Origin of the sequence: Sphingomonas endophytica (genome assembly GCF_001476895.1) — a bacterium.
GTDB classification, from domain to species: domain Bacteria; phylum Pseudomonadota; class Alphaproteobacteria; order Sphingomonadales; family Sphingomonadaceae; genus Sphingomonas; species Sphingomonas endophytica_A.
Window position 1 is genome coordinate 14,149 of the sequence record NZ_LDTB01000053.1, and the last position, 20,747, is coordinate 34,895.

At 64.3% G+C, this 20,747-nt stretch carries 17 protein-coding genes and 2 pseudogenes; 9 read left to right on the forward strand and 10 right to left on the reverse strand.

Annotated elements, in window-relative coordinates; translation table 11 throughout:
- Window positions 1–202: 202 nt before the first annotated feature.
- Window positions 203–664, forward strand: a pseudogene (locus NS334_RS12390) (IS3 family transposase); the annotation flags it as partial.
- Window positions 665–699: 35 nt separating this feature from the next.
- Here NS334_RS12390 and NS334_RS12395 read toward each other — a convergent pair.
- The 6 genes and pseudogenes from NS334_RS12395 to NS334_RS12415 all read right to left on the reverse strand — a co-directional run bounded on the left by NS334_RS12395 (window position 700) and on the right by NS334_RS12415 (window position 7,599).
- Window positions 700–3,255, reverse strand: a complete 2,556-nt coding sequence (locus NS334_RS12395; protein ID WP_083500453.1) for a glycoside hydrolase family 2 TIM barrel-domain containing protein — start codon at window positions 3,253–3,255, stop codon at window positions 700–702.
- Window positions 3,256–3,331: 76 nt separating this feature from the next.
- Window positions 3,332–3,775: pseudogene (locus NS334_RS12400) on the reverse strand (prephenate dehydrogenase dimerization domain-containing protein); the annotation flags it as partial.
- 164 nt (window positions 3,776–3,939) lie between these two features.
- On the reverse strand, window positions 3,940–5,595 hold the full coding sequence (locus NS334_RS12405) for an electron transfer flavoprotein-ubiquinone oxidoreductase (protein WP_058756271.1): 1,656 nt from the start codon (window positions 5,593–5,595) through the stop codon (window positions 3,940–3,942).
- 324 nt (window positions 5,596–5,919) lie between these two features.
- Window positions 5,920–6,255 (reverse strand): hypothetical protein, encoded by a 336-nt coding sequence (locus NS334_RS18300; RefSeq protein WP_153002737.1) that lies wholly within the window; start codon window positions 6,253–6,255, stop codon window positions 5,920–5,922.
- Window positions 6,224–6,814 carry a MarR family winged helix-turn-helix transcriptional regulator gene (locus NS334_RS12410; RefSeq protein WP_083500454.1) on the reverse strand — a complete coding sequence of 197 codons (591 nt, stop codon included), beginning with the start codon at window positions 6,812–6,814 and terminating at the stop codon, window positions 6,224–6,226. The genes NS334_RS18300 and NS334_RS12410 overlap by 32 nt, the downstream gene beginning before the upstream one ends.
- Window positions 6,814–7,599, reverse strand: a complete 786-nt coding sequence (locus NS334_RS12415; protein WP_058756273.1) for an HpcH/HpaI aldolase family protein — start codon at window positions 7,597–7,599, stop codon at window positions 6,814–6,816. The genes NS334_RS12410 and NS334_RS12415 overlap by 1 nt, the downstream gene beginning before the upstream one ends.
- A gap of 150 nt (window positions 7,600–7,749) precedes the next feature.
- Between NS334_RS12415 and NS334_RS12420 the strand changes: the two genes are divergently transcribed.
- The 8 genes from NS334_RS12420 (at window position 7,750) to NS334_RS12455 (ending at window position 16,046) form a co-directional block, all read left to right on the forward strand.
- The gene (locus NS334_RS12420) at window positions 7,750–9,222 is read left to right on the forward strand and encodes an aldehyde dehydrogenase family protein (protein WP_058756274.1); all 1,473 of its coding nucleotides are present in this window, start codon (window positions 7,750–7,752) and stop codon (window positions 9,220–9,222) included.
- A gap of 30 nt (window positions 9,223–9,252) precedes the next feature.
- Complete coding sequence (locus NS334_RS12425) at window positions 9,253–10,110, forward strand: extradiol ring-cleavage dioxygenase (protein WP_058756275.1); 858 nt, start codon at window positions 9,253–9,255, stop codon at window positions 10,108–10,110.
- Between the two features lie 89 nt (window positions 10,111–10,199).
- Window positions 10,200–11,021 carry a fumarylacetoacetate hydrolase family protein gene (locus tag NS334_RS12430; RefSeq protein WP_241491936.1) on the forward strand — a complete coding sequence of 274 codons (822 nt, stop codon included), beginning with the start codon at window positions 10,200–10,202 and terminating at the stop codon, window positions 11,019–11,021.
- Window positions 11,021–11,995: a 2-dehydropantoate 2-reductase gene (locus tag NS334_RS12435; RefSeq protein ID WP_058756277.1), complete on the forward strand. Its 975-nt coding sequence runs from the start codon at window positions 11,021–11,023 to the stop codon at window positions 11,993–11,995. The genes NS334_RS12430 and NS334_RS12435 overlap by 1 nt, the downstream gene beginning before the upstream one ends.
- Entirely contained in the window at window positions 11,992–13,416 is a 1,425-nt protein-coding gene (locus tag NS334_RS12440; protein WP_058756278.1) for an FAD-binding oxidoreductase, read from the forward strand. The genes NS334_RS12435 and NS334_RS12440 overlap by 4 nt, the downstream gene beginning before the upstream one ends.
- Complete coding sequence (locus NS334_RS12445) at window positions 13,410–14,837, forward strand: aldehyde dehydrogenase family protein (protein WP_083500455.1); 1,428 nt, start codon at window positions 13,410–13,412, stop codon at window positions 14,835–14,837. Before NS334_RS12440 ends, NS334_RS12445 begins: the two co-directional genes overlap by 7 nt.
- A gap of 11 nt (window positions 14,838–14,848) precedes the next feature.
- On the forward strand, window positions 14,849–15,655 hold the full coding sequence (gene hpaH / locus NS334_RS12450) for a 2-oxo-hept-4-ene-1,7-dioate hydratase (protein WP_058756279.1): 807 nt from the start codon (window positions 14,849–14,851) through the stop codon (window positions 15,653–15,655).
- Between the two features lie 7 nt (window positions 15,656–15,662).
- A complete protein-coding gene (locus NS334_RS12455) occupies window positions 15,663–16,046 on the forward strand; it encodes a hypothetical protein (RefSeq protein WP_058756280.1) in 384 nt (127 codons plus the stop codon).
- Here the strand turns inward: NS334_RS12455 and NS334_RS12460 are convergent.
- The 4 genes from NS334_RS12460 to NS334_RS12475 form a co-directional block, all read right to left on the reverse strand.
- A complete protein-coding gene (locus tag NS334_RS12460; RefSeq protein WP_193753089.1) occupies window positions 16,039–17,592 on the reverse strand; it encodes an FAD-dependent oxidoreductase in 1,554 nt (517 codons plus the stop codon). The genes NS334_RS12455 and NS334_RS12460 overlap by 8 nt on opposite strands.
- 24 nt (window positions 17,593–17,616) lie before the next feature.
- Window positions 17,617–18,522 (reverse strand): DMT family transporter, encoded by a 906-nt coding sequence (locus NS334_RS12465; protein WP_058756282.1) that lies wholly within the window; start codon window positions 18,520–18,522, stop codon window positions 17,617–17,619.
- On the reverse strand, window positions 18,522–19,283 hold the full coding sequence (locus NS334_RS12470; protein ID WP_058756283.1) for an SDR family NAD(P)-dependent oxidoreductase: 762 nt from the start codon (window positions 19,281–19,283) through the stop codon (window positions 18,522–18,524). Before NS334_RS12470 ends, NS334_RS12465 begins: the two co-directional genes overlap by 1 nt.
- 79 nt (window positions 19,284–19,362) lie before the next feature.
- Complete coding sequence (locus NS334_RS12475; protein ID WP_342585551.1) at window positions 19,363–20,532, reverse strand: aromatic amino acid transaminase; 1,170 nt, start codon at window positions 20,530–20,532, stop codon at window positions 19,363–19,365.
- Between the last annotated feature and the right edge of the window lie 215 nt (window positions 20,533–20,747).

Below are 20,747 nucleotides of genomic sequence, written 5' to 3' on the forward strand. Positions count from 1 at the left end.
GCCCGTCTCGTAAGAGACGGGCCTGTTGTGCGTTCGGCGCATACGCTCCCTCCGCGAACGACAGCATCCGGTACAGATCGCCGTGAACCTGTATGGGGCGCCACTTGCCGCCGCGCGCGCTGCCCGGCCGCACCACGATCTTCTCGACAAGCGGTCGGATAGTGTTCCGCGCTGCGGCGCCGTCGTCTGAGGCGAGGTGCGCACCTACAACTGGACCGCCGAAGGATGGCTGTACGTCGCCGTCGTCATCGACCTGTTCTCGCGCCGGGTGGTCGGCTGGTCGATGAGCGACAGCATGACCGCTCAACTCGTCACCGACGCGCCGATGATGGCGGTCCGGCGGCGCGGGAAGCCCGATGCCCTGCCGCATCACTCAGATCAAGGCAGTCAATATACGAGCGAGAAGTTCCAGCGGCTGATGGCCGACAACGGCGTGACATGCTCGATGAGCCGGTCGGGCAACGTCTGGGACAACGCGGCGATGGAGAGCTTCTTCTCCTTGCTGAAGATCGAGCGGGTCGGACGTAAAACCTGCCGCACGCGCAATCACGCAAAGGCCGACGTGTTCGACTACATCGAGCGCTTCTATAATCCGACGCGACGCCACTCGACCCTAGGTTATCTCAGCCCCAAAAACTTCGAGCGGCAAGCGCAGGTAGCTTAATGTCGTGTCCACGAAACCGGCAGCAGCTCAACTCTTCATCCGATAGAAACCCTGACAACCCCACCCGCGAGGCCCTTCGACCTTATCGTCAGGCTTGCGTTGCCAGACGGTCCCTTCGGGCGGATGATCGCTAACGCCTGGCCATGCCAAGTTTTGGCGACAGGTTGACGGAAACTCGCAACGCCGCGCGGATTCGCATTCCCGAACGCTGCGAGTTCGACAGGACCCACCGATTCAAGCTCAACGACATGCACCGCGTCGGGGACGAGGCGGCCCGCTGCGTCAACCACGCTCGCCGTCACATACGCCAATTCGTCGCGGCTATTGGCAAGGCGCGCGCGATCGACGCTTAGGCGTAGAGCGGTCGCGGGTCCGGCCGTTTCGAGCGTGCGCCGGGCAATCCGTCGTCCCGATCGCCATGCGGTCACCACCAGGCGGCCGGGCTCGTAGGTGACCGGAACCTCGTTCATGAACGTCTCGGAGGGTTTCAGCGCCTGATCCGCGACCTTGCGTCCATTGACCTCGACCGTGATGCGATCGGCGCGCGTGTAGACGCTCAGCGACAGCGTCTTGCCTTCCGCACCGGCCCACGACCAGCTCGGCAATTCGTCACGCCAACCCCAGTCGTACGGCGTTTCCTCTTTGCCGTCGGGGATCGGCCGCTGCACCGCGATCTCCAGTTCGCTGAGGCCCCAAACGACGTCGCGGGCCAGTGACTGCGGGCGTTGCTGCCCGATCAAGTCGAGGTCGCCGCACCAGGCCGCGAACCAAGGATAGTCCTGCTGGCCGCGTGCATCCCCGTCCAGGCCGACACGGCCGATCGACGCCTCGCCCAGATAGTCCATGGCAGACCAGACGAAATCACCGAGGATGTATGGAGATCGATCAACCTGCCGCCAGATGAGGTCGACTTCCTTGGGGAAGCTCTCAGTGCCGATCATCACTCGGTTGGGATAGAGCTGATGATCCGGGTCATACCGTTTGAGCTGATAATTGTAGCCGACGACGTCGACCGGCGCTGCAGCCGCATTGAAGATCTCGTCGAGCGTCTTGGTCTGGCCGGCAACCTTGAAGCTCGGGATGGCCTGGGTCGCGGGACGCGTGGGATCGAGGCGATGCACCTCATCGACGAGCATCTTGGCCGTAGCGACGCCATCCTCCTCGCCGCGCTCCGGTATCTCGTTGCCGACGCTCCAGATGATGACGCTAGGGTGGTTCGCCGCGCGGCGAACCATCGTGGTCAGGTCCTTCTTCCACCAGCCATCGAAATAGAGGTGATAGTCGTCGGGGTTCTTCGCCAGGTGCCACATGTCGAAGCTCTCCTCGATGACAAGGATGCCGAGTCGGTCACAGGCGTCGAGAAAGGCAGGGGAGGAGGGGTTATGCGCGCTGCGCAAGGCGTTGAAGCCGCGAGCCTTGAGCAGTTCGACCTTGCGAACCTCTGCGCGATCGATCGCGGCGGCACCGAGCAGGCCATTGTCGTGGTGAACACAGCCACCGCGCAGCTTGTAGGGCTTGCCGTTGATGCGCAGCCCGTTGGCCGCATCGATCTCGACGGTGCGGACGCCCAAGGGCGATGACATGCGGTCGAGCACGCGATCACCGCTGCGAAGCTCACATTCCACCGTGTAGAGATTGGGTGTCTCAGGCGACCATCGCTTGGGTCGAGACAGGGCGAGTGTCGATGCCGACGCCGGCGAACCCGTGGTTTCAGCGACTGTGCGGCCGGCTTGATCCCGGACGCGCGTGACGAGCGTCGCATCGGCGGGTGCGTTCACCGTGCGCGCGACGACCTGGACAGTCGCGGTGCTTGCCGAAACACTGGGCGTGGTGACGGTCAGCCCCGATTGCTCGAACCCGGCGTTTCGAACGATATCGAGCCAGACGTGGCGGTAGATGCCCGAGCCCGAATACCAGCGGCTGTTGCGGCCGAGGTTCGCCACCCTGACGGCAATCACGTTGTCGCCGTCCCTCCTGAGATGCGGGGTAAGGTCGACCGTGAAGGCGGTGTAGCCATAGGGATGCTCGGCCAGCATCACCCCGTTCAGCCAGACCTGGCTGTTCATATAGACCCCGTCGAACGTGATTTCGACGCGGGCATCGTCGCTCAGGGACGGCAGCTGCAACCGCTTCCTGTACCACCCGACGCCGTTGACCGTGTACGCGCTCATGAAGGAGTTGGCGTTCTGGCGCGATGTCCGATTGTCGTTCAGCCGCGCATCGAAGGGGCCGATCAGTACCGGAGCCTCCGTCACCTTCTGCCAGATCGGCGCCGTGTCGGCGTCGCGAACGACGGCGTTGAGCGCGGGGTCACTTCCAGGAAGATCCTCGATGCTCCAGTCGTGGGGCACGTCCACCGCGCGCCAGGCGGCATCATCGAGGGAGGGCGAGCTGTAGTCCGGGGCATCGCCACGGAAGAAGCGCCAGTCCGTGTTGAGCGGCTGATTACGCAGGTCGGGCTTGAAGCGCGTCACCGGTTCCGCGTTCGGCGCGGCTGCCGCTGTCCCGGCGCAGAGGGCCGCTGCCGTCGTTCCTGCGAACTTGAGCATCGATCGGCGCGAGAAGGATAGGGAGTTTGCCGCGTCGCTCATTCAATCTCTCCGGTCTTATCGATCATGGGCTATGGTTTCGGGACTGCCGATCAGAAGCGGCAGTGTCCGGTCATGGTCATGCAGCGTCATGGCTCTGCATTCGTCCGAAATCCGGTGTGGAATCATCCTGTCCGGACAAGACGACGGAGCGTCGTATGGCCTGCGTGCGGGCGAACGTGTCGAAGAGCTGATCGCCGTTGCCCCAGCGGATGGCTCGCTGCAGGCCCATCATGTCTTCGTTGAGACGCTGCAGGATCTCGAGCACCGCGTCGCGGTGGGACAGGAAGACGTCTCGCCACATCGTCGGGTTCGACGCGGCGATGCGGGTGAAATCCCGGAAGCCGCCAGCGGAGTATTTGACGACCTCGCTGCGGGTCACGTCCTCGAGATCCGAGGCCGTACCGACGATGCAATAAGCGATGAGATGCGGGACATGGCTGGTGACCGCGAGAACGAGGTCGTGGTGCCGTGGGGTCATCAGCTCGACGTTCGCGCCGAGCGCTTCCCAGAAGCCGATGATCGACACATGAGCGAACGCGGTCATGGGCGCCGCTCCCGGCGCCGCGTGCCCCCGCGAACAAGCCACCGCTGCGCGAAGGCGGAGCGGGGTGCATTGATGGCAGAGGCGTTGCGGAGCATGGCGTTACCTGTCGGATGAACGTGTTCGGTGATCCCGGTGCCCGGTCACATGTTCGGGTAGTTCGGGCCGCCCGCGCCCTCGGGCACCACCCAGTTAATGTTCTGTGTCGGATCCTTGATGTCGCACGTCTTGCAGTGAATGCAGTTCTGGGCGTTGATGACGAATTTGGGGGCACCCTCGGCGACGCCGACCACTTCGTAGACGCCGGCCGGGCAATAGCGCTGCGCCGGCTCATCGAAGAGCGGCAGGTTGCGTTCGATCGGCACCGATGGATCGCGCAGCGTCAGGTGGACGGGCTGGTCCTCCTCATGATTGGTGTTCGACAGGAACACAGAGGACAGGCGGTCGAAGGTCAGGACGCCGTTGGGCTTGGGGTAGACGGGCGGCTTGACCAGATCCTTACGCCACAGCGTTTCGTTGTCGGGATGGTGGTGCAGCGTGAAGGGCATCTTCAGACCGAAATGCTCCAGCCACATGGTGATGCCGGCCAGGCCCGAGCCGACGAAGTCGCCGAACGTCTTGACTAACGGCACGACGTTGCGGACGACCGACAGCTCCTTCTTGAGCCAGCTGCTCTCGAAGGCGGCGGGATAGGCGGTGAGATCGTCGCCCTCGCGGCCCGCCTGGATCGCCTCGAACGCAGCCTCGGCGGCTATCATCGCGGATTTCTGAGCACCGTGCGTGCCTTTGATCCTGGGCACGTTGAGGAAGCCGGCCGAACAGCCGATCAGCGCCGCGCCGGGCGCCACCAGCTTCGGGATCGACTGGAGCCCGCCGTCATTGATCGCGCGCGCGCCGTAGGAAACGCGGCGACCGCCGGCCAGCAGCTCGGCGATCGCGGGATGCGTCTTCCACTTCTGCATTTCCTGGAAGGGTGACAGATACGGATTGGTGTAGCCGAGCCAGGTGACGAAGCCGATCGAGACCTGGCCGTTCGCCTGATGATAGATCCAGCCCCCGCCGTTCGCATCGCTGCCGAGCGGCCAGCCTTGCGTGTGGATGACCTTCCCCGGCTCGTGCTTTGCGGGCTCGATGTCCCACAATTCCTTGATGCCGAGTCCATAGACCTGCGGATCGCTGTTCGCCGCGAGGTCGAACGTGCGGATCAGCTCCTTGGTCAGATGGCCACGCACTCCTTCGGCGAAGAAGGTGTATTTGGCATGGAGTTCGAGGCCGGGCTGGTAGTCGCCCCTGTGCGTGCCGTCACGCGCAACGCCCATGTCGCCGGTCGCGACGCCCTTCACCCGACCATCGTCATGAAACAGGATTTCGGCAGCGGCGAAGCCCGGGAATATCTCGACCCCCATCTCCTCGGCGCGACCAGCGAGCCAACGACACAGGTTGCCAAGTGAGCCTGTGTAGGTCCCCTTGTTATGGAGGAAGGGCGGCGTCCACAGATGCGGCAGGCTGAACTTCTTCTTCGACGTCAGCACCCAATGATGGTTCTGGGTGACCGGCGTCTCGGCGAGGGGGCAGTCGGTGTCGCGCCAGTCGGGGATCAGCTCGTCGAGCGCCCGCGGATCGATGACGGCGCCGGACAGGATATGGGCGCCGACCTCCGACCCCTTTTCCAGCACACAGACCGACACTTCGGTGCCGGCCGCTTCGGCCAGCTGCTTCAGCCGGATCGCGGCGCTCAGGCCGGCAGGACCTGCGCCGACGATCACCACGTCATAGGGCATCGACTCCCGTTCGCTCATTCGTTCAACCCCATTTTGATTTTTATGTTGAGAGATTGTTCGGCCCGTTTTCTTCTGGATCGCTGAACATCGGCAAATATTGGCGAGAGCGCTCAGTCTAGCTATGTCGAAGGATCACCATCACAGGCCTGATCATGAAATCCACATTCCTGTTGTGCCTTGCTCATGTGAGCGCCAGCGACATACGAGAAGCGGTGGAAAGGCAATGACTCGCTTGGAACAGAGATCGTTGATTTGAACGGCACTGTTGAGCACTGCGCTGTGGAGTCGGCACTATTTCACTATGGCGACTCCAAAATTCAAAATCTCAGTGGTAAAGTCGTCCTATCGTTTGAACTCATGTGCGTTCACCTTGGCATTGTCGTCGACGAACAAAAATTGACCGGAGCGGCGTGCGGCATTGCACGGTACACATCCGCCACGACTGACGCCGTTGCGGTGATGGCGGTTCATGGCCATTTGCTCACCGAACCGAATGAGCGCGATCGGGAAGGCCCAACAGCGAGCCTCGGCCATGATGGCATGGACGTGAACGAACCCTGGGTAGGGAGTACCGGATGGTAACCCCGTCGAGGGAAATCGGCTAAGCTTGAACGGATCAAGCATCGACCAAGGCTCGCCGGCATCGTCATTCGATCCATTCGTCGTCGGACGGTTCATCGTGGAGATGCTCTTCGAGCCGATCGAGCAGCATGAAGAACGTCGCCCGCTCCTTCGCGGAAAAGCATTCCAGGAGACCTTCGGCTACCTCCTTTCTGCCCGGTGCAAGCTGGTCATGCGCCTTTGCTCCGGCCTCGGTAAGACTGATGATCTGCTTGCGACGATCGGCGGATGACACGCGGGTCGTGACGAGTCCGAGTTCGCCGAGCCGCTGCACGACCCGGGTAATGGTCGCCGCGTCGAGGCCGACCATCGCCGAAAGTTCTCGGCCTGTCAGAGGGCCTCTGCTCGCGAGCTGCAAGATGATTCGCCAGTCCCGCGCGCGAATGACGATACCTCCATCGATCTCGATGTCGTCCGGGCGGGCGATCTTGGTTGCCAGCAAGTGGATGCGATACGGCAGGAAGTCATGCAGATCGATGACGTTGCGTGGCTCGACACCGGGCGGGAAATTGCGCTTCTTCATTAACATGCTCGATCCGCTGTTTGGCGACCGGCGGGACAATGGCGTCGTCCCATCGGTTTCAGCAGTCTGCATGAAGGTGCTCGCGGTTGCCATCAATAGCCCGCTTCATCAACGGATCGGTTGAAGAAGCGGCCTGCCAAGCCATCGACGGCGTTTGCCAGCAACGAGGCGTCGGTGCCAACGGCGACGAAGGAACAGCCTCTGCCGATATAATCATGGGCAAGCGCCTCGTTCAGCGTGAGCAATCCAACCGGCTTTCCGGCATCCATCGTGCACCTGATCGCGGCGTCGATCGCGCTCTGCACGTCCGGATGATCGAGCTCCCCACGGTGTCCCAGCGATGCGGCGAGATCGGCCGGCCCGATGAAGATGCCGTCGACCCCGTCGACGTCGAGGATGGCGGGAAGGGCCTCCAGACCCCGGCCGCTCTCGATCTGGACGAGGACGCAGATTTCCTCGTTTGCACGATGGATATAATCACGGTCCCGGCCCCAGCGCGACGCGCGGATTTGGCCCGCGGCCAGCCCGCGCACGCCTTCGGGAGCATAGCGGGTTCCGGCCACGATCTGGCGAGCCTGGTCGGCACTCTCGACGAACGGAGCAAGGATCGTCATCGCGCCGAGATCGAGGACCTGCTTGATACTTGTCATGCCGGTATCGGGGAGGCGCACGATCGCCTCCGACGCGGTTCCGTTCATCGCCTGCAGCAGCGCGAGCAGGCTGGGCGACGAGTGCGGCGCATGCTCCGCGTCGAGCAGCAGCCAGTCGAAACCGGCAGCGGCACATAGTTCGGTGGTGATCGGGTTGGCCAGCGTCTGCCACAGGCCGACTTGCGTCTCGCCCGCAATCAGCCGCCTTTTGAACCGGTTGCCCGTCATTCCCTCGCTCCGTCGGTTGCCCGAGAAGGGCTGAAAGACGGTTGTGAACTAAACCAATACCATTGACACTGCAACCATTCACTTTCATAGGCAACGGTAGATGGGAGGCGCCAACAATAGGCGTTGGCGTGAGACTGAGGATGTTCCGCTATGGCAGAAACGATCGCGCTCGAAGGCGTCGAGATCAATTCGTCCCACTATATCAACGGCGAACGCGTTGGCTCCGACGAGACGTTCGAGGTCTTCTCACCGATCGATCAGCGTAAGCTCGGTCACGTCGCGCAGGCGTCCACGGAGCAGGTCGGCGATGCGGTATCCGCAGCGCTGGCAGCCTTTCCGGCATGGGCGGCGCTCGGCGCTGAGGGACGTAAGCCCTATCTGGATCGGTTTGCCGAAGAGATTGGCAAACGAACCGAGGCGCTTTGCCAAGCCGAAGCCAACGACGCGGGGCTCCTGCTTTCGCGCCTCCGGCACGGCATCATCCCGCGTGCCATGCTCAACATCACCTACTTCGCAGAACATGCGCTGCAGCTGCAGGAGAATGTGATCGAGACGAAGCAGGCAACGCATCGTGTCCGGCACGATCCGGCGGGCGTCTGCGCGATCATCACCCCCTGGAACTCGCCCCTGATGCTGACGACCTGGAAGGTCGGTCCTGCGCTGGCGTCGGGGAATACGGTGGTGGTGAAGCCGCCGGAATGGGCGCCGCTCAGCTCTTCGCTCCTCGCCGACGCTGCCCATGCGGCGGGCCTCCCGGCGGGCGTCTTCAATATCGTTCAGGGCAGCGGCGCGGTCACCGGCGCGGCGCTGGTCGCAGACCAGCGACTGGCTCGTATCTCCTTCACCGGATCGGTCCCGACCGCCCGCACCATCGCCGCGATCGCCGGAGCCAACCTCGTGCCGGCGAGCCTCGAACTCGGCGGCAAGTCACCCTTCATCGTGCTGGCCGACGCCGACCTTGATGCCGCGGCCGCGACAGGCGCGCTGATGTATCGCAATGCCACCCAGGTCTGCCTTGCCGGCACCCGGTTCCTGGTCGCCGAAAGCGTGCGCGACGAGTTCGTCGAGCGAATGAAGGACTATGTCTCGAAGCTTCGCGTGGGTGACCCGCGCGACGAGGCGACCGAGGTCGGCCCGATCATCCACCCGCGACAGATCGAGAAGGTCAAGGGCTACGTCGAACGGGCGAAGGCTGCCGGTGCCCAGACGCTCTGGGGCGGCGGGGTGCATTCTGCGGGTGAACTTTATTTCGAGCCGACGATGTTCGCCGGCGTCGGCCCGGAGGACGAGATCGTGCGCGAGGAGGTGTTCGGCCCGGTCCTCGTGCTCCAAACCTTCGCGGATGATGACGAGGCGGTGCGCATGGCGAACGACACTGTCTACGGTCTGGGCGGTGTCTGCTACGGCGAGGAAGCCCACGCGACCGCGATCGCGGAGCAGGTTCGCACCGGCTTCATCTGGGTCAACTCGTTCGGCATTCGTGACATCGCGGCGCCCTTTGGTGGACGTGGCCAGTCCGGCATCGGCCGCGAAGGCGGCGAGTGGAGCTTCGAATTCTTCTGCGACATCAAGGATGTCGTGATCCCGAAGCAGCCGTTCAAGCCAAGCTTCAGTCAACGCTAATTTCAACAGTTTCCTCGGGGATCAACCGTTATGGGCAGTATCGTTGGCGCCGCCTTGGTGTCGCACCATCCCGGACTCATGCAGTCCGAAGAATTTCGTCTCAAGATGGGCAATGGTCGGGATTCCGATCTGATCGCGGGCTTCGGACGGTTGCGCGAGCGTATCGATGCCGTGAAGCCGGACACTGTCGTCATTCTCGATAGCCACTGGTTCACGACGGGCTACCATTTATATGACGCGGGTGCGCATTTTTCGGGCAATTACGTGTCCGACGAGATGCCCTGGTATCTCCACGATCAGCCCTACGACTATCGCGGCGCGCCCGAACTGGCGGCAGCGTGTCAGGCGGTTGCCGAGGAGCGGGGCGTCAAAGGGCTAGCGGCGACCCATCCGCTGCTCCCACGGCACTATGCGACCGTCAACATCGTCAAATCGCTCAACATCCACGAGAAGGTGCTGAGCGTCAGCAACTGCCAGAATTGCCAATCCGAGGAATTTCTGCGGTCCGGGGAGGTTCTTGGCGAGGCGATCCGGCGGAGCGATGCCCGTGTCGTCCTGCTCGCGTCGGGTGCGCTCAGCCACAAGTTCAGCGACATCAACTGGGTGCAGAAGAATCCGCGGATCTTCGATCCCGAGAATGTGTCGAGCCCGGAGAATGCCGCCAGCGACCGTGAGGCGATCGCGCTGCTGCAAGAGGGACGGCATGACGTGATCGTCGACCGCTTCCCGACCGTCTATCGCAAGATCCCCTGGGAGGGGCTTGGCGGCCATTATCTGCAAATGGTCGGCGCCATGGGCGGCCGTGACTGCCGCGCGCCAGGCGAAACGCTGTCCGAGTACGAAAATGCTCGCGGCACCGGCAACATCCACATGTGGTTCGAGGGCTAATCATGAGCGTACTGCAAGGTCCACGCGTCGAACGTCGGCGCGTCATCGTCAACAACAGTGCCTATTGGGGCACGATGCAGGACGACAACATGCTGCGGCTCGACGACGGGCGCGTGGTCGACCCGTCCGTACTCCAGCATCTTCCGCCGCTCGAGCCGGTGCCCAGCAAGATCATCGCGGTGCATCTCAGCTACTCGTCGCGCGGGATCGAATCCCGCAACAATCCCAAGCCGACCGAGACACCGACCTATTTCACCAAGCCGATTACGGCGCTGAACGGCCATGGCGGCGAGCTGGTCAAGCCGGACGGTGTCACCTACCTCAACTATGAGGGCGAGTTCGCCGCGATCATCGGCAAGGTGACGCGCAACGTCACGCCGGAAGAAGCCTGGGATTGCATCGCCGGCTTCGCACCGGTGCTCGATATGGGCGCTCAGGATTTCCGGGACACCGACCAGGGCTCGATGCTGCGCGTGAAGGGTATGGACGGCTTCTGTCCCATCGGCCCCGGCATCGTCTCTGGCGTCGATCCCCGCAAGGAGACGCTCCGCACCTACAAGAACGGCTTGCTGGTGCAGGAAGCGAACATCGGCGACGAGATGGTCTGGGGTCCCGATTACATGATCGCGGACATCGCCCGGTACATCACGCTGCTTCCGGGCGACGTCATCCTGACCGGCACGCCTGCGCACTCGCGCTCGCTCGATCCGGGCGACGTCATCGAGGTCGAGATCACCAATATCGGTCGCTTGCGCAACCACGTCGTGGCGGGTCCCCGTCCGCGGGCGGACGGCATCGGCCATCCGCCTATGGATACGCCCGAAGTGCGCCGAGTGGCGCTCGGTTTCGATGAGCGCGTGCGCGAGGATTTCAAGGCGAACTACCGCACGCCGCGGGGGGGCAACGTATAATGAAGGTCGGAATTGTAGGCGCAGGCGCGATCGGGTGCTGGCTAGGTGCCCGCTTCGCAGCAGCTGGGCATGACGTCTCGGTGTTCGCGCGCGGCGCGACGCTGGATGCGCTCCGTGAGCATGGCCTTCGCCTGACGGATGCGGGCGAGACGCAGTCCTACCCGGTTACAGCCGACGAGGATGCGTCGGTGCTGGGGAAGCAGGATCTCGTGATCGTCGCGGTCAAGGCGCCGGCGATGGCAGCGGTCGCTCCTGCCGTCGGTGCAATGACGGGGCCGGACACCATCATCATCCCGGCGATGAACGGCGTCCCCTGGTGGTTCGCCAACGGGCTGAGGCTGGCCGAGGAACCGACGCGGAAGGTCGTCGATCCGACCGGCGCGATCGGTGCGAACATCCCGGCTTCCGCGGTCGTGGGATGCGTGGTTCACGCCAGCACGGCGCTTGTCGGTCCGGGGCATGCGCGTCGGAATATGAGCGACGTGCTCATTTTCGGCGAGCCAGCCGGCAAGCCGAGCGAGCGGGTCGCCAAGGTCGTCGAGACGTTCGAGTCCGTGGGTCTCAAGTCGCGGGCAAGCGACAACATTCGTCATGACATCTGGTACAAGCTCTGGGGCAACATGACGATGAACCCGGTGTCGGCGATCACCGGCGCGACGGCGGATCGGATCATCGATGATCCCGACGTACGCTCGCTGCTCATGGCCGTCATGGCGGAAGCCGCGACGGTCGGCGGCCTGATCGGTTGTCCGATCGACGAGCCCGGCGAAAATCGGATCGACGTCACTCGCAAGCTCGGTGCCTTCCGCACGTCGATGTTGCAGGATGTCGACGCCGGTCGGCCGATCGAGCTCGACGCCCTGCTGGGTGCTCCGCGCGCCATCGCGGGTGCGCTCGGCGTGCCCACCCCCTCGATGAACATGCTGTATGGTCTCACGCGCGTCTTCGCGCGGACCCGAGGGCTCCTGCCGTGAGCACATCCCTGTTGGACGGCCTGCGGGCCGTCTATTCGGGGCGCCTGTATGTCGACGCGGCGGACAAGGCGCCCTTCCTCACCGATTGGCGCGGTCTTTGGCACGGTGATGCCTTGGCCGTGGTCCAGCCCGACAGTACCGAGCAGGTGGCGGCGATCATGCGCTGGGCGTGGCGGACAGGGACGTCCGTCACGCCGCAGGGCGGCAATACCGGTTTGTCGGGCGGATCCGTGCCCGAGAGCGGCGCACAGGGCATCGTGCTGTCGCTGACGAGGCTCAACGCCATTCGCGCGATCGATGCCGAGAATGGGAGCATGACGGTCGAGGCTGGGTGCCTGCTCTCGCAGGTTCAGGAAGCGGCTGACGGGGTCGATCGCTACTTCCCGCTCAGCCTCGCGGCGGAAGGGAGCTGCACCATTGGCGGCAATCTCGCGACCAACGCCGGTGGCACGGCCGTGCTCCGCTACGGCAATGCACGCGATCTGTGCCTCGGTCTTGAGGTCGTGACCGCCGACGGTGAGGTCTGGGACGGTTTGCGCGCCCTGCGTAAGGACAACACCGGCTACTCGCTGCGCGATCTCTTCATCGGATCCGAAGGGACGCTGGGGATCATCACCGCCGCAGTGGTGAAGCTGTTTCCCAAGCCCGCCGCGCGGGTCGCCGCCTTCGCCGGTGTCGAATCGCCCGAGGCGGCGACCAAGCTGCTTGCCGCGATGCAGGCGCGTGCTGCGGATGCCTTGACCGCGTTCGAGCTGATGAGCGACCTGTGCCTCGATCTGGTTATCGACCATGTTCCCGGCACGCGCATCCCGCTCGAGCAGCGAACCCCATGGTATGTTCTGCTGGAGGTCAGCGACGCGACCCGCGAGGAGCGCGCGACCGAAACCCTGCAGGAGGGTCTGATGGCTGCCTTCGAGGACGGCATCATCCTCGACGTCGCGGTTGCGACATCGATCGCGCAAAGCCGCGATTTCTGGGCGCTTCGCGAGCATATCTCCGAGGCGCAAGGGGCCGCCGGCAAGACGATCAAGCACGACGTCTCGGTGCCGATCTCGTCCATCGCCCGCTTCATCGCCGAAGCGGGATCGGCGCTCGCTGACGGCTGTCCGGACGTTCGTCCGGTGGTCTTCGGTCATCTCGGTGACGGCAACCTCCACTACAACGTATCCCCGGCGGTTGGCGGTGACGGCGCTGCGCTTCTCGCGCGACAGGGAGCGATCAATCGCGTGATCCATGACCTTGTCGTCGCGCACCGCGGCTCGATCTCGGCCGAGCATGGTCTGGGCGTTCTGCGCCGCGACGAGGCCGCCCATTACAAGGCACCGGTCGAGGTTCGCATGATGAAGGCCATCAAGGCCGCCCTCGATCCCGATGGCCTCATGAACCCCAAGAAGGTTCTCGTGGAGACATTGCCGTGCTGAAGCATAACCTCATCGCAGGCGAGTGGGTGGCTGGAACGCCGTCGCCGAACATCAACCCTTCCGACACCAGCGACGTGATTGATGATTATCATCAAGCCGAACCGGCCCATGTCGAGCGCGCGATCGCGGCGGCTCAGGACGCGCTTGGTCCATGGTCGCGCGGGCCCCTGCAACAGCGGGCCGACATCCTCGATCGTGTCGGCGCGGAGATCTTGCAGCGCCTGGACGAGCTCGCCGACCTTCTCGCGCGGGAGGAAGGCAAGACGTTGCGGGAAGCGCGTGGCGAAGTGACGCGCGCCGGCCATATCTTCCGCTTCTTCGCGGGCGAGGTCGTCCGGCAAACGGGGCAACATCTCGATTCCATCCGGCCGGGTGTCGAAATCGATATCACCCGCGAGCCTGTCGGTGTCGTGTCGCTCATCACGCCGTGGAATTTCCCGATCGCCATTCCGGCATGGAAGATCGCCCCGGCGCTCGCCTATGGCAATACGGTCGTCTTCAAGCCGGCGGACCTGACCCCGGGCTGCGCCTGGGCGCTGGCTGAAATGCTCCACCGCGCCGGCCTTCCAGCGGGCGTCTTCAACCTGGTCATGGGTCGCGGCTCGAAGCTGGGGTCGACCCTCGCTGGTCCGGGTGTGGATGCGGTCAGCTTCACCGGGTCGGACGGTGTCGGGCGCGGCATTTTGCGGGCGGGTGCGGAGCACGGCTTCAAGGTCCAGCTCGAGATGGGCGGCAAGAACCCGCTGGTGGTGCTCGCCGACGCCGACCTCGATCTGGCGGCGGACTGTGCGCTCGATGGCGCCTTCTACGCGACCGGGCAGCGCTGCACGGCATCGTCGCGCCTGATCGTCGAGGAAAGCGTTCACGACGCCTTCGTCGAACTCCTCAAGGAGAAAATGGCACGACAGGTCGTGGGCGATGCGCGCGCCAGCGACACGACGATCGGCCCGGTGGTCGATGATCGGCAGTTGCAGAGCAATCTCGCGCATCTGGCCCGCGCGCAGGCGGAGGGTGCCACGCTCGTCGCCGGTGGGGAGCGGCTGCAGCGGGGTACGAATGGCTTCTACCAGGCCCCCGCCTTGCTGACCGAGACGACCGAGAACATGCAGATCAATCAGGAGGAGGTCTTCGGGCCGGTTGCCTCGGTGCTCCGCGTCAGCGGGTTCGACGAGGCGCTCGCGGTCGCGAACGGGGTGCGCTTCGGGCTGGCCGCAGGCATCTGCACGACGTCGCTGAAACACGCATCCCGGTTTCGCCGAGACGCGCAGGCGGGCATGGTCATGGTCAACCTGCCAACCGCGGGCGTCGATTACCACGTCCCGTTCGGCGGGCGGAAGGGGTCGAGTCATGGTCCGCGCGAGCAGGGCTCCTACGCCGCCGAGTTCTACACGACCGTCAAAACCGCCTACGTCCGCCCGTAAGGAGAAACCTCGTGGCGCTATCTCCCGATATCATCCAGAAGCTCGCCGCTTCCCTCGATGAGGCCGAGCGCACGCAGACCCAGGTCGACCATTTCTCGATCGCGCACCCCGACATGACGATGGACGACGCCTATGCGATCCAGAACGCATGGGTCGAAGCCAAGATCGCGGGCGGACGTCGCGCGGTCGGTCACAAGATCGGCCTGACGAGCCGGGCGATGCAGCGCGCCGGCAACATCACCGAGCCGGACTATGGCACGCTCCTCGATGACATGGTGTTCGCCGATGGCGGAGAAATCCCCACCAAGCGTTTCATCGTACCGCGAGTCGAGGTCGAGCTGGCCTTCATCCTGAAGAACCGTCTGGAAGGGCCGAACTGCACGATCTTCGACGTCCTCTCGGCGACGGATTACGTCATCCCGGCGATCGAGCTGATCGACGCGCGCATCCGGCAGGTCGATCCTGCTACCGGGGCGACGCGCAAGGTTCTCGACACGATCTCCGACAATGCGGCGAATGCCGGCATCATCATGGGCGGGCGGCCGATCCGGCCGCACGATATGGATCTTCGCTGGGCCTGCGCGATCGTCTCGAGAAACGGCGTGATTGAGGACTCAGGGGTTGCTGCGGCGGTTCTGAACCATCCCGCCAATGGCGTGGCCTGGCTTGCGAACAAGCTTCACCCGCACGGCATCACGCTGGAGCCCGGTGAAATCGTCCTCGGTGGATCATTCACGGCACCCGTCGCGGCGCGGGTCGGCGATACCTTCCATGTCGACTACGGACCGCTCGGCGCCGTGTCTTGCCACTTCAGCTAGTCGGGCGATGGCGATGATCCAGGAGCAGTGTGGCGCGGCCGGGCTCTCATGGCGAACAATGTTTGCCATCGGCGGTGTGCTGCCGATGCCGTGCGCACCCATCGTCATGGCATTGATCGCAGGCGACCGAAGCGGACCACTCCGGCAGTCTGCAGCCCGGAGGCACGACCTCGACCCGCCGAGCGCTACGCCGGCACGATCGGTGATGATCGCTGCCGGCACCTGCTTCTTCTGCACCCTGCTAGCGCTCTACGCCCTACTGAACTGGCTACCGATGCTGCTGCGGGATCTTGGTCTCGCACCCGCGAAATCCGCGCAGGGGGCGGCAATCTTCAACACTGGCGGGCTCGCCGGGGCGATTCTTTTTGCGCTCCCGCCCAAGGCTATTTGATCGTCTCACCCGCCAGCATGCCGAAGGTCATGGCGGGGCCGATCGAGGCGCCAGCGCCAGCATAGCCGAAGCCCATCACCGACGCAGCAACGTCCCCGCAGGCATACAGCCCCGATATCGGAGCGCCGTCTCGATTCAGCACGCACGCCTGTTCGTTGACGGCGAGGCCGCCTTTGGTGCCACAAAGTCCAGGGACGATCGGTGCGGCGTAGAACGGCGCCTGCGAGATCGTTCCGAGACAGGGGTTCGGCTCGTGCCCTGCGTCTCCGTTGAAGCGCTGATGCGCATCACTCCCGCGGCCGAACAGGTAGTCGCGGCCACTCTTGGCGACATAGTTCATCTGCTCAACCGACGATGCCAGTGCCCGTTCAGGGAACATGAGCGCATCGGACAGGGCCGCAATGCTCTCGGCCTGACGCCAACTTGTCGGAACCGCAGCGCCGGGCGGCGTGCCCAGCACGGAATAGCGCGAGCGAAATGCATCGTCGAATATCAGCCAGGACCGTGCCGCAGGATAGCAACCGCGCGCGGGATCGAACGCCAGCATTCCCCGGCCGACGTCATTGTAACCCAGCGCTTCGTTGACGAAGCGGCGACCGTCTGCATCCACGAGCATCGAGCCGGGCAGCGCCAACTCACGAACGACGAGGAAGGGGGCACGGCCGTCCTCGGGAACATGCACCGCACCAAGCCACCCGTCGCCAACGCCGGAAAGGCCGGCACCGCAATCCAGGCCGCTGCGGATGCCATCTCCGGCAGCACGGCCGGCGGCCAGTGAGACGAACTCGACGCTGGGCAGAAGCGCCCGTCGCATCGCCGGGTTCGACGCAAAGCCGCCCGAGGCCAGAACGACGGATTTCACCGCGAGTTGGTTGCCGTCCGTCAAGTCGATCAGGAAGCCCGAACCATTTGTACGCTCGAGGCGAGCCAGTCCGGCGCCGCGAAACATATCGACGCCGGCCGCAAGTGCCGCGTGCCCCAGGCCCGCGATCAAAGCCGCGCCCTGCGTTCGTACGTCGCGCTGACGCCGCTCGGCGACGAGTTCCGGGTTTGGGCCGGTGCGGTATTCGGCATAGGTCAGCGGAGCGCGGGTGGGGTTCGTCCTGAACCAACCGCTTCGCCCCCCGAGATGACGACCTGCTTCGAAAGGCTCCGGCTCAAGACTGCGACCAAACCCGGCGCCGTCCCAATCCGCATGATAGTCGTGCCGTGCGATGGACGAGAACCGCAAGGCGCTGTGCGTCTCGAGGAAATCGACCAATCGAGGGCCGTGCTCGATGAATGCACGGGCATTCTCGATAGCGGGCTGGGATCCACTCACTCGCCGCAGGTAAACCAGCGCTTGTGCAAGATCGTCGGCCCGACCGGCGCGGCGCATCGGGCCATTGCCCGGAATCCAGAGGTTGCCGCCGCCAATCGCCGAGGTGCCGCCCAGGAGGTCCTCCGCCTCGACGATCGCAACCGAGGCTCCTCGTGTCTGTGCGGCAAGAGCGGCCGTCAGTCCGGCCGCTCCCGACCCGACCACCACCACATCGACGTTCATCATGCCATTGGAACTCATCGAGCGTGCTCAACCCATCGAGACGAAGATGATGCCGAGGACCGCGAGGATGCAGCCGATGATCGCCTTCACCCCCATCCGCTCCTTGAAGATCAGCACGCCCATCGGCACGGCGAACAGCGGGGCGAGACCGGAATAGACGGACGCCGATCCGGCTCCGACCATGGAGATCGAATAGACCAGCAGGAGGGCAGCGCCCGCCAAAGTCACGCCGGTCGCGCCTGCCAGAAGGATATTCGTTCGATTGTAGAGGACGTCGCGGACTGGAACGCGCTCGGCCTGCGACGAGATACTCCAGAGCATCACACCCGCGATGACCGTCTTGAACAGGCTGACGGTGGTGACGCTGGCGGTCATCAGGGATATCTTGAGCACGACCGCACCCGCAGCCCATGCCACCGCCGTCCCCAAGGCAATCGCCACGCCGATGGTATGATCGCGGGACCTGGTGCGCTCTTCCTCATCCACGGCAAGCGCTGCGGTGCCGCCGGGACGCTGCGACATCAGTGCCGTGCCAGTGATGGCGAGCGCGACTCCGATGAGCTTGAAGGAGGTCAGCGCCTCGCCCAGCAGGATCCAGGAGAACAATACGGCGAACGCTGGATAGGATTTGGCGATCGGCGTCGCGCGCGACATGCCGATCCGCTTGATCGCCATGAAGAACGAGGTGTCGCCCAGGACGATGCTGAACATGACCGACAGACCGATCCAGAGCAGGGAATGGACGTCGGGAACCGCCGCCCCTGTGGTCGACCACCAGAGCGGCAGGAAGATGACCGCTGCGACCGTACAGCGCCACGCGTTGAGGGTGATCGGGGGAATGCGTCCGCCGATGCCTCTGACCAGCAGGCTGGTCGTTGCGGAGAACCCGGCTACCGCCAGGCCGGCGATAAGACCTTTGTGAGCCGGATCCATCAGACGGTCTGCGCGCCGTCGGCGGTGATGGCGGCACCGTTCATATAGGACGATTGTTCGCTGGCCAGGAAGGCGATGATGTCGGCAATCTCTTCATAGGTGCCTTCGCGACCCATGGGCACCAGCTCGGCCGCGCGTTTGCGCCGCATCGCTTGCTGTTCCTCCGACGCGCCCTGCTTGCGATCGGCCATGTATGTCGGCAGGAAGCCCGGGCAGACCGCGTTCGCGCGGATGCCCCGCGCCGCGAAATCCTTGGCGATCACCTTGGTAAGCTGCAGCAGGCCGGCCTTGGAAACGCTGTAGGCGGCCTCCGCGGTCGATGCCTTGAACGACGCGATCGATGCGGTGGTGACGATCGTGCCGCCGCCGCCACGTTCCATGAGCGGGATGGACTTCGATGAGAACAGGAAGGCCGATCGCAGATTGACGGCAATCGTGCGGTCCCACACGTCGACCGGGGTGTCGACGATGTTGCCGACCGGATTGATCCCCGCGTTGTTCAGCAGGATGTCGAGGCGTCCGAACTTGGCCTCGGCGCGCGCCACGGCCTGTTCCGCCACTTCGGGGAGGGACACATCGCCGACTACGGCTGCGACCGCAGTCCCTTTCTCGCGAAGACTTTCGACCAGGGCGCCAAGCGCGGCCTCGTTATAGTCCACGACGACCAGCTTGGCGCCTTCGCGAGCGAAGAGTTCCGCCGTGATGCGCCCAAGCCCCGTCGCCACCCCGGTTGCGAGTACGATCTTGTCCTGAAAGCGCATCGTCCAACTCCCCATCATCGGCTTCGCCGATCATCCTTACCTTTGGTCCCAAGAGCGCTGGGGCCCACGTCGCTGCGAACTAGGCGCCGGGCAGAGCCCCGATCGCATCGAGCGCGGCGACCAGCCGGGGGGCGTCCTCCACCTTGAGACCGGCGACGTTCATTCGGCCCGACGGCGCGATGTAGATGCCATGCTCGGTCCGCAGAGCATCAACCTGTTCGCGCGACACGGCAAGATTGGAGAAGAGGCCGTATTCGTGCGCGATCGCGGACAGCGAGGGCGCCGCGCTGGCGATCGCCCGTCGGACGGCGCGGATGCGTTGGCCCATCTCGGCCACTTCGGCCTGCCAGTCGGCCTCGAGTTCCGGTTGCTCCAGGATGGCGCGAACGACTGCGGCGCCGTGATCGGGCGGCATCGACCAGCTGACGCGGGCGTGGACGGCAAGATTCGACGCGACGTTGCGCGCCAGATCCGCACTGCTCGCCTTCACATAGAGCGCACCGGTACGCTCGCGATACAGGCCGAAATTCTTGTCGCACGAATAGGCGAGGAGGAGCTCCGGGACGCGCTCGAAGATGGTGCGCAGGCCCATCGCGTCTGCCTCGAGGCTCTCGCCGAGACCCTGATAGGCGAGATCGACGAACGGGATCAGGCCGTTGGCGCTGCACAGATCGGCCACTTCGCGCCACTGGTCGTGGTTCAGATCGAGACCGGTCGGATTGTGGCAGCATCCATGGAGCAGGACGACGTCGCCGGCCGAGGCCTGACGCAGCGCCGCCATCATTTCGTCGAACAGCAAGGTCTGGGTTGTCAGGTCCGCAAAGCGGTATTCGCGCACTTCCAGTTTGACCGCTTCGAAGATGGGGCGATGGTTCGGCCAGCTGGGGGTGCCGAGCCAGAGCTTGGCGTCGGGCCGCGCCGTGGCGATCAGCTCGCCGCCGAGACGCAAGGCACCGCCGCCGCCCGGGGTCTGGATGCCAGGCACCAGGGACGCATCACCGCCATTCTTGCCGAAGATGATCGGACGCAGCAGATCGGTGAAGACCGGATCGCCCTCGATGCCGAGATACCCCTTGGTGGGCTGGTTCGCGACCAGATAGCGCTCTGCGGCCTTTACGGCGCGAAGGATCGGCGTGCCGCCTGCCTCGTCGCGGAAGACCCCGACACCCAGGTCGATCTTGTCGGAGCGAGTGTCTGCCCGATGTGCGGCGATGATCTGCAACAGGGGATCGGCCGGCATCGGCTTCAACGACTCAAACATAGCTCTCCATCCTTCGGCGCTTGCTACCCCGCGTGACGAACGCCTCGATGCTCGGGCGCAACTATCGGTAAGCGGGGAGCTTGAATGTCCATGCCAGTGAAACGGCATGGTTGCATCTGCACCGCATTAATTGCGTTGTCAACGGTTCTGACTGTTGATAAGCCTTACGAATCGCGGACCTCAAAAGGGGCTGCACCCACACG

What these genes read in the sequence shown, in the direction of transcription:
- NS334_RS12395 (WP_083500453.1), bottom strand. Translation starts at nt 3,255, where the DNA reads ATGAGCGACGCGGCAAACTCCCTATCCTTCTCGCGCCGATCGATGCTC.
- NS334_RS12405 (WP_058756271.1), bottom strand. Translation starts at nt 5,595, where the DNA reads ATGAGCGAACGGGAGTCGATGCCCTATGACGTGGTGATCGTCGGCGCA.
- NS334_RS18300 (WP_153002737.1), bottom strand. Translation starts at nt 6,255, where the DNA reads ATGAACCGTCCGACGACGAATGGATCGAATGACGATGCCGGCGAGCCT.
- NS334_RS12410 (WP_083500454.1), bottom strand. Translation starts at nt 6,814, where the DNA reads ATGGCAACCGCGAGCACCTTCATGCAGACTGCTGAAACCGATGGGACG.
- NS334_RS12415 (WP_058756273.1), bottom strand. Translation starts at nt 7,599, where the DNA reads ATGACGGGCAACCGGTTCAAAAGGCGGCTGATTGCGGGCGAGACGCAA.
- NS334_RS12420 (WP_058756274.1), top strand. Translation starts at nt 7,750, where the DNA reads ATGGCAGAAACGATCGCGCTCGAAGGCGTCGAGATCAATTCGTCCCAC.
- NS334_RS12425 (WP_058756275.1), top strand. Translation starts at nt 9,253, where the DNA reads ATGGGCAGTATCGTTGGCGCCGCCTTGGTGTCGCACCATCCCGGACTC.
- NS334_RS12430 (WP_241491936.1), top strand. Translation starts at nt 10,200, where the DNA reads ATGCTGCGGCTCGACGACGGGCGCGTGGTCGACCCGTCCGTACTCCAG.
- NS334_RS12435 (WP_058756277.1), top strand. Translation starts at nt 11,021, where the DNA reads ATGAAGGTCGGAATTGTAGGCGCAGGCGCGATCGGGTGCTGGCTAGGT.
- NS334_RS12455 (WP_058756280.1), top strand. Translation starts at nt 15,663, where the DNA reads ATGGCGATGATCCAGGAGCAGTGTGGCGCGGCCGGGCTCTCATGGCGA.
- NS334_RS12460 (WP_193753089.1), bottom strand. Translation starts at nt 17,592, where the DNA reads ATGATGAACGTCGATGTGGTGGTGGTCGGGTCGGGAGCGGCCGGACTG.
- NS334_RS12465 (WP_058756282.1), bottom strand. Translation starts at nt 18,522, where the DNA reads ATGGATCCGGCTCACAAAGGTCTTATCGCCGGCCTGGCGGTAGCCGGG.
- NS334_RS12470 (WP_058756283.1), bottom strand. Translation starts at nt 19,283, where the DNA reads ATGCGCTTTCAGGACAAGATCGTACTCGCAACCGGGGTGGCGACGGGG.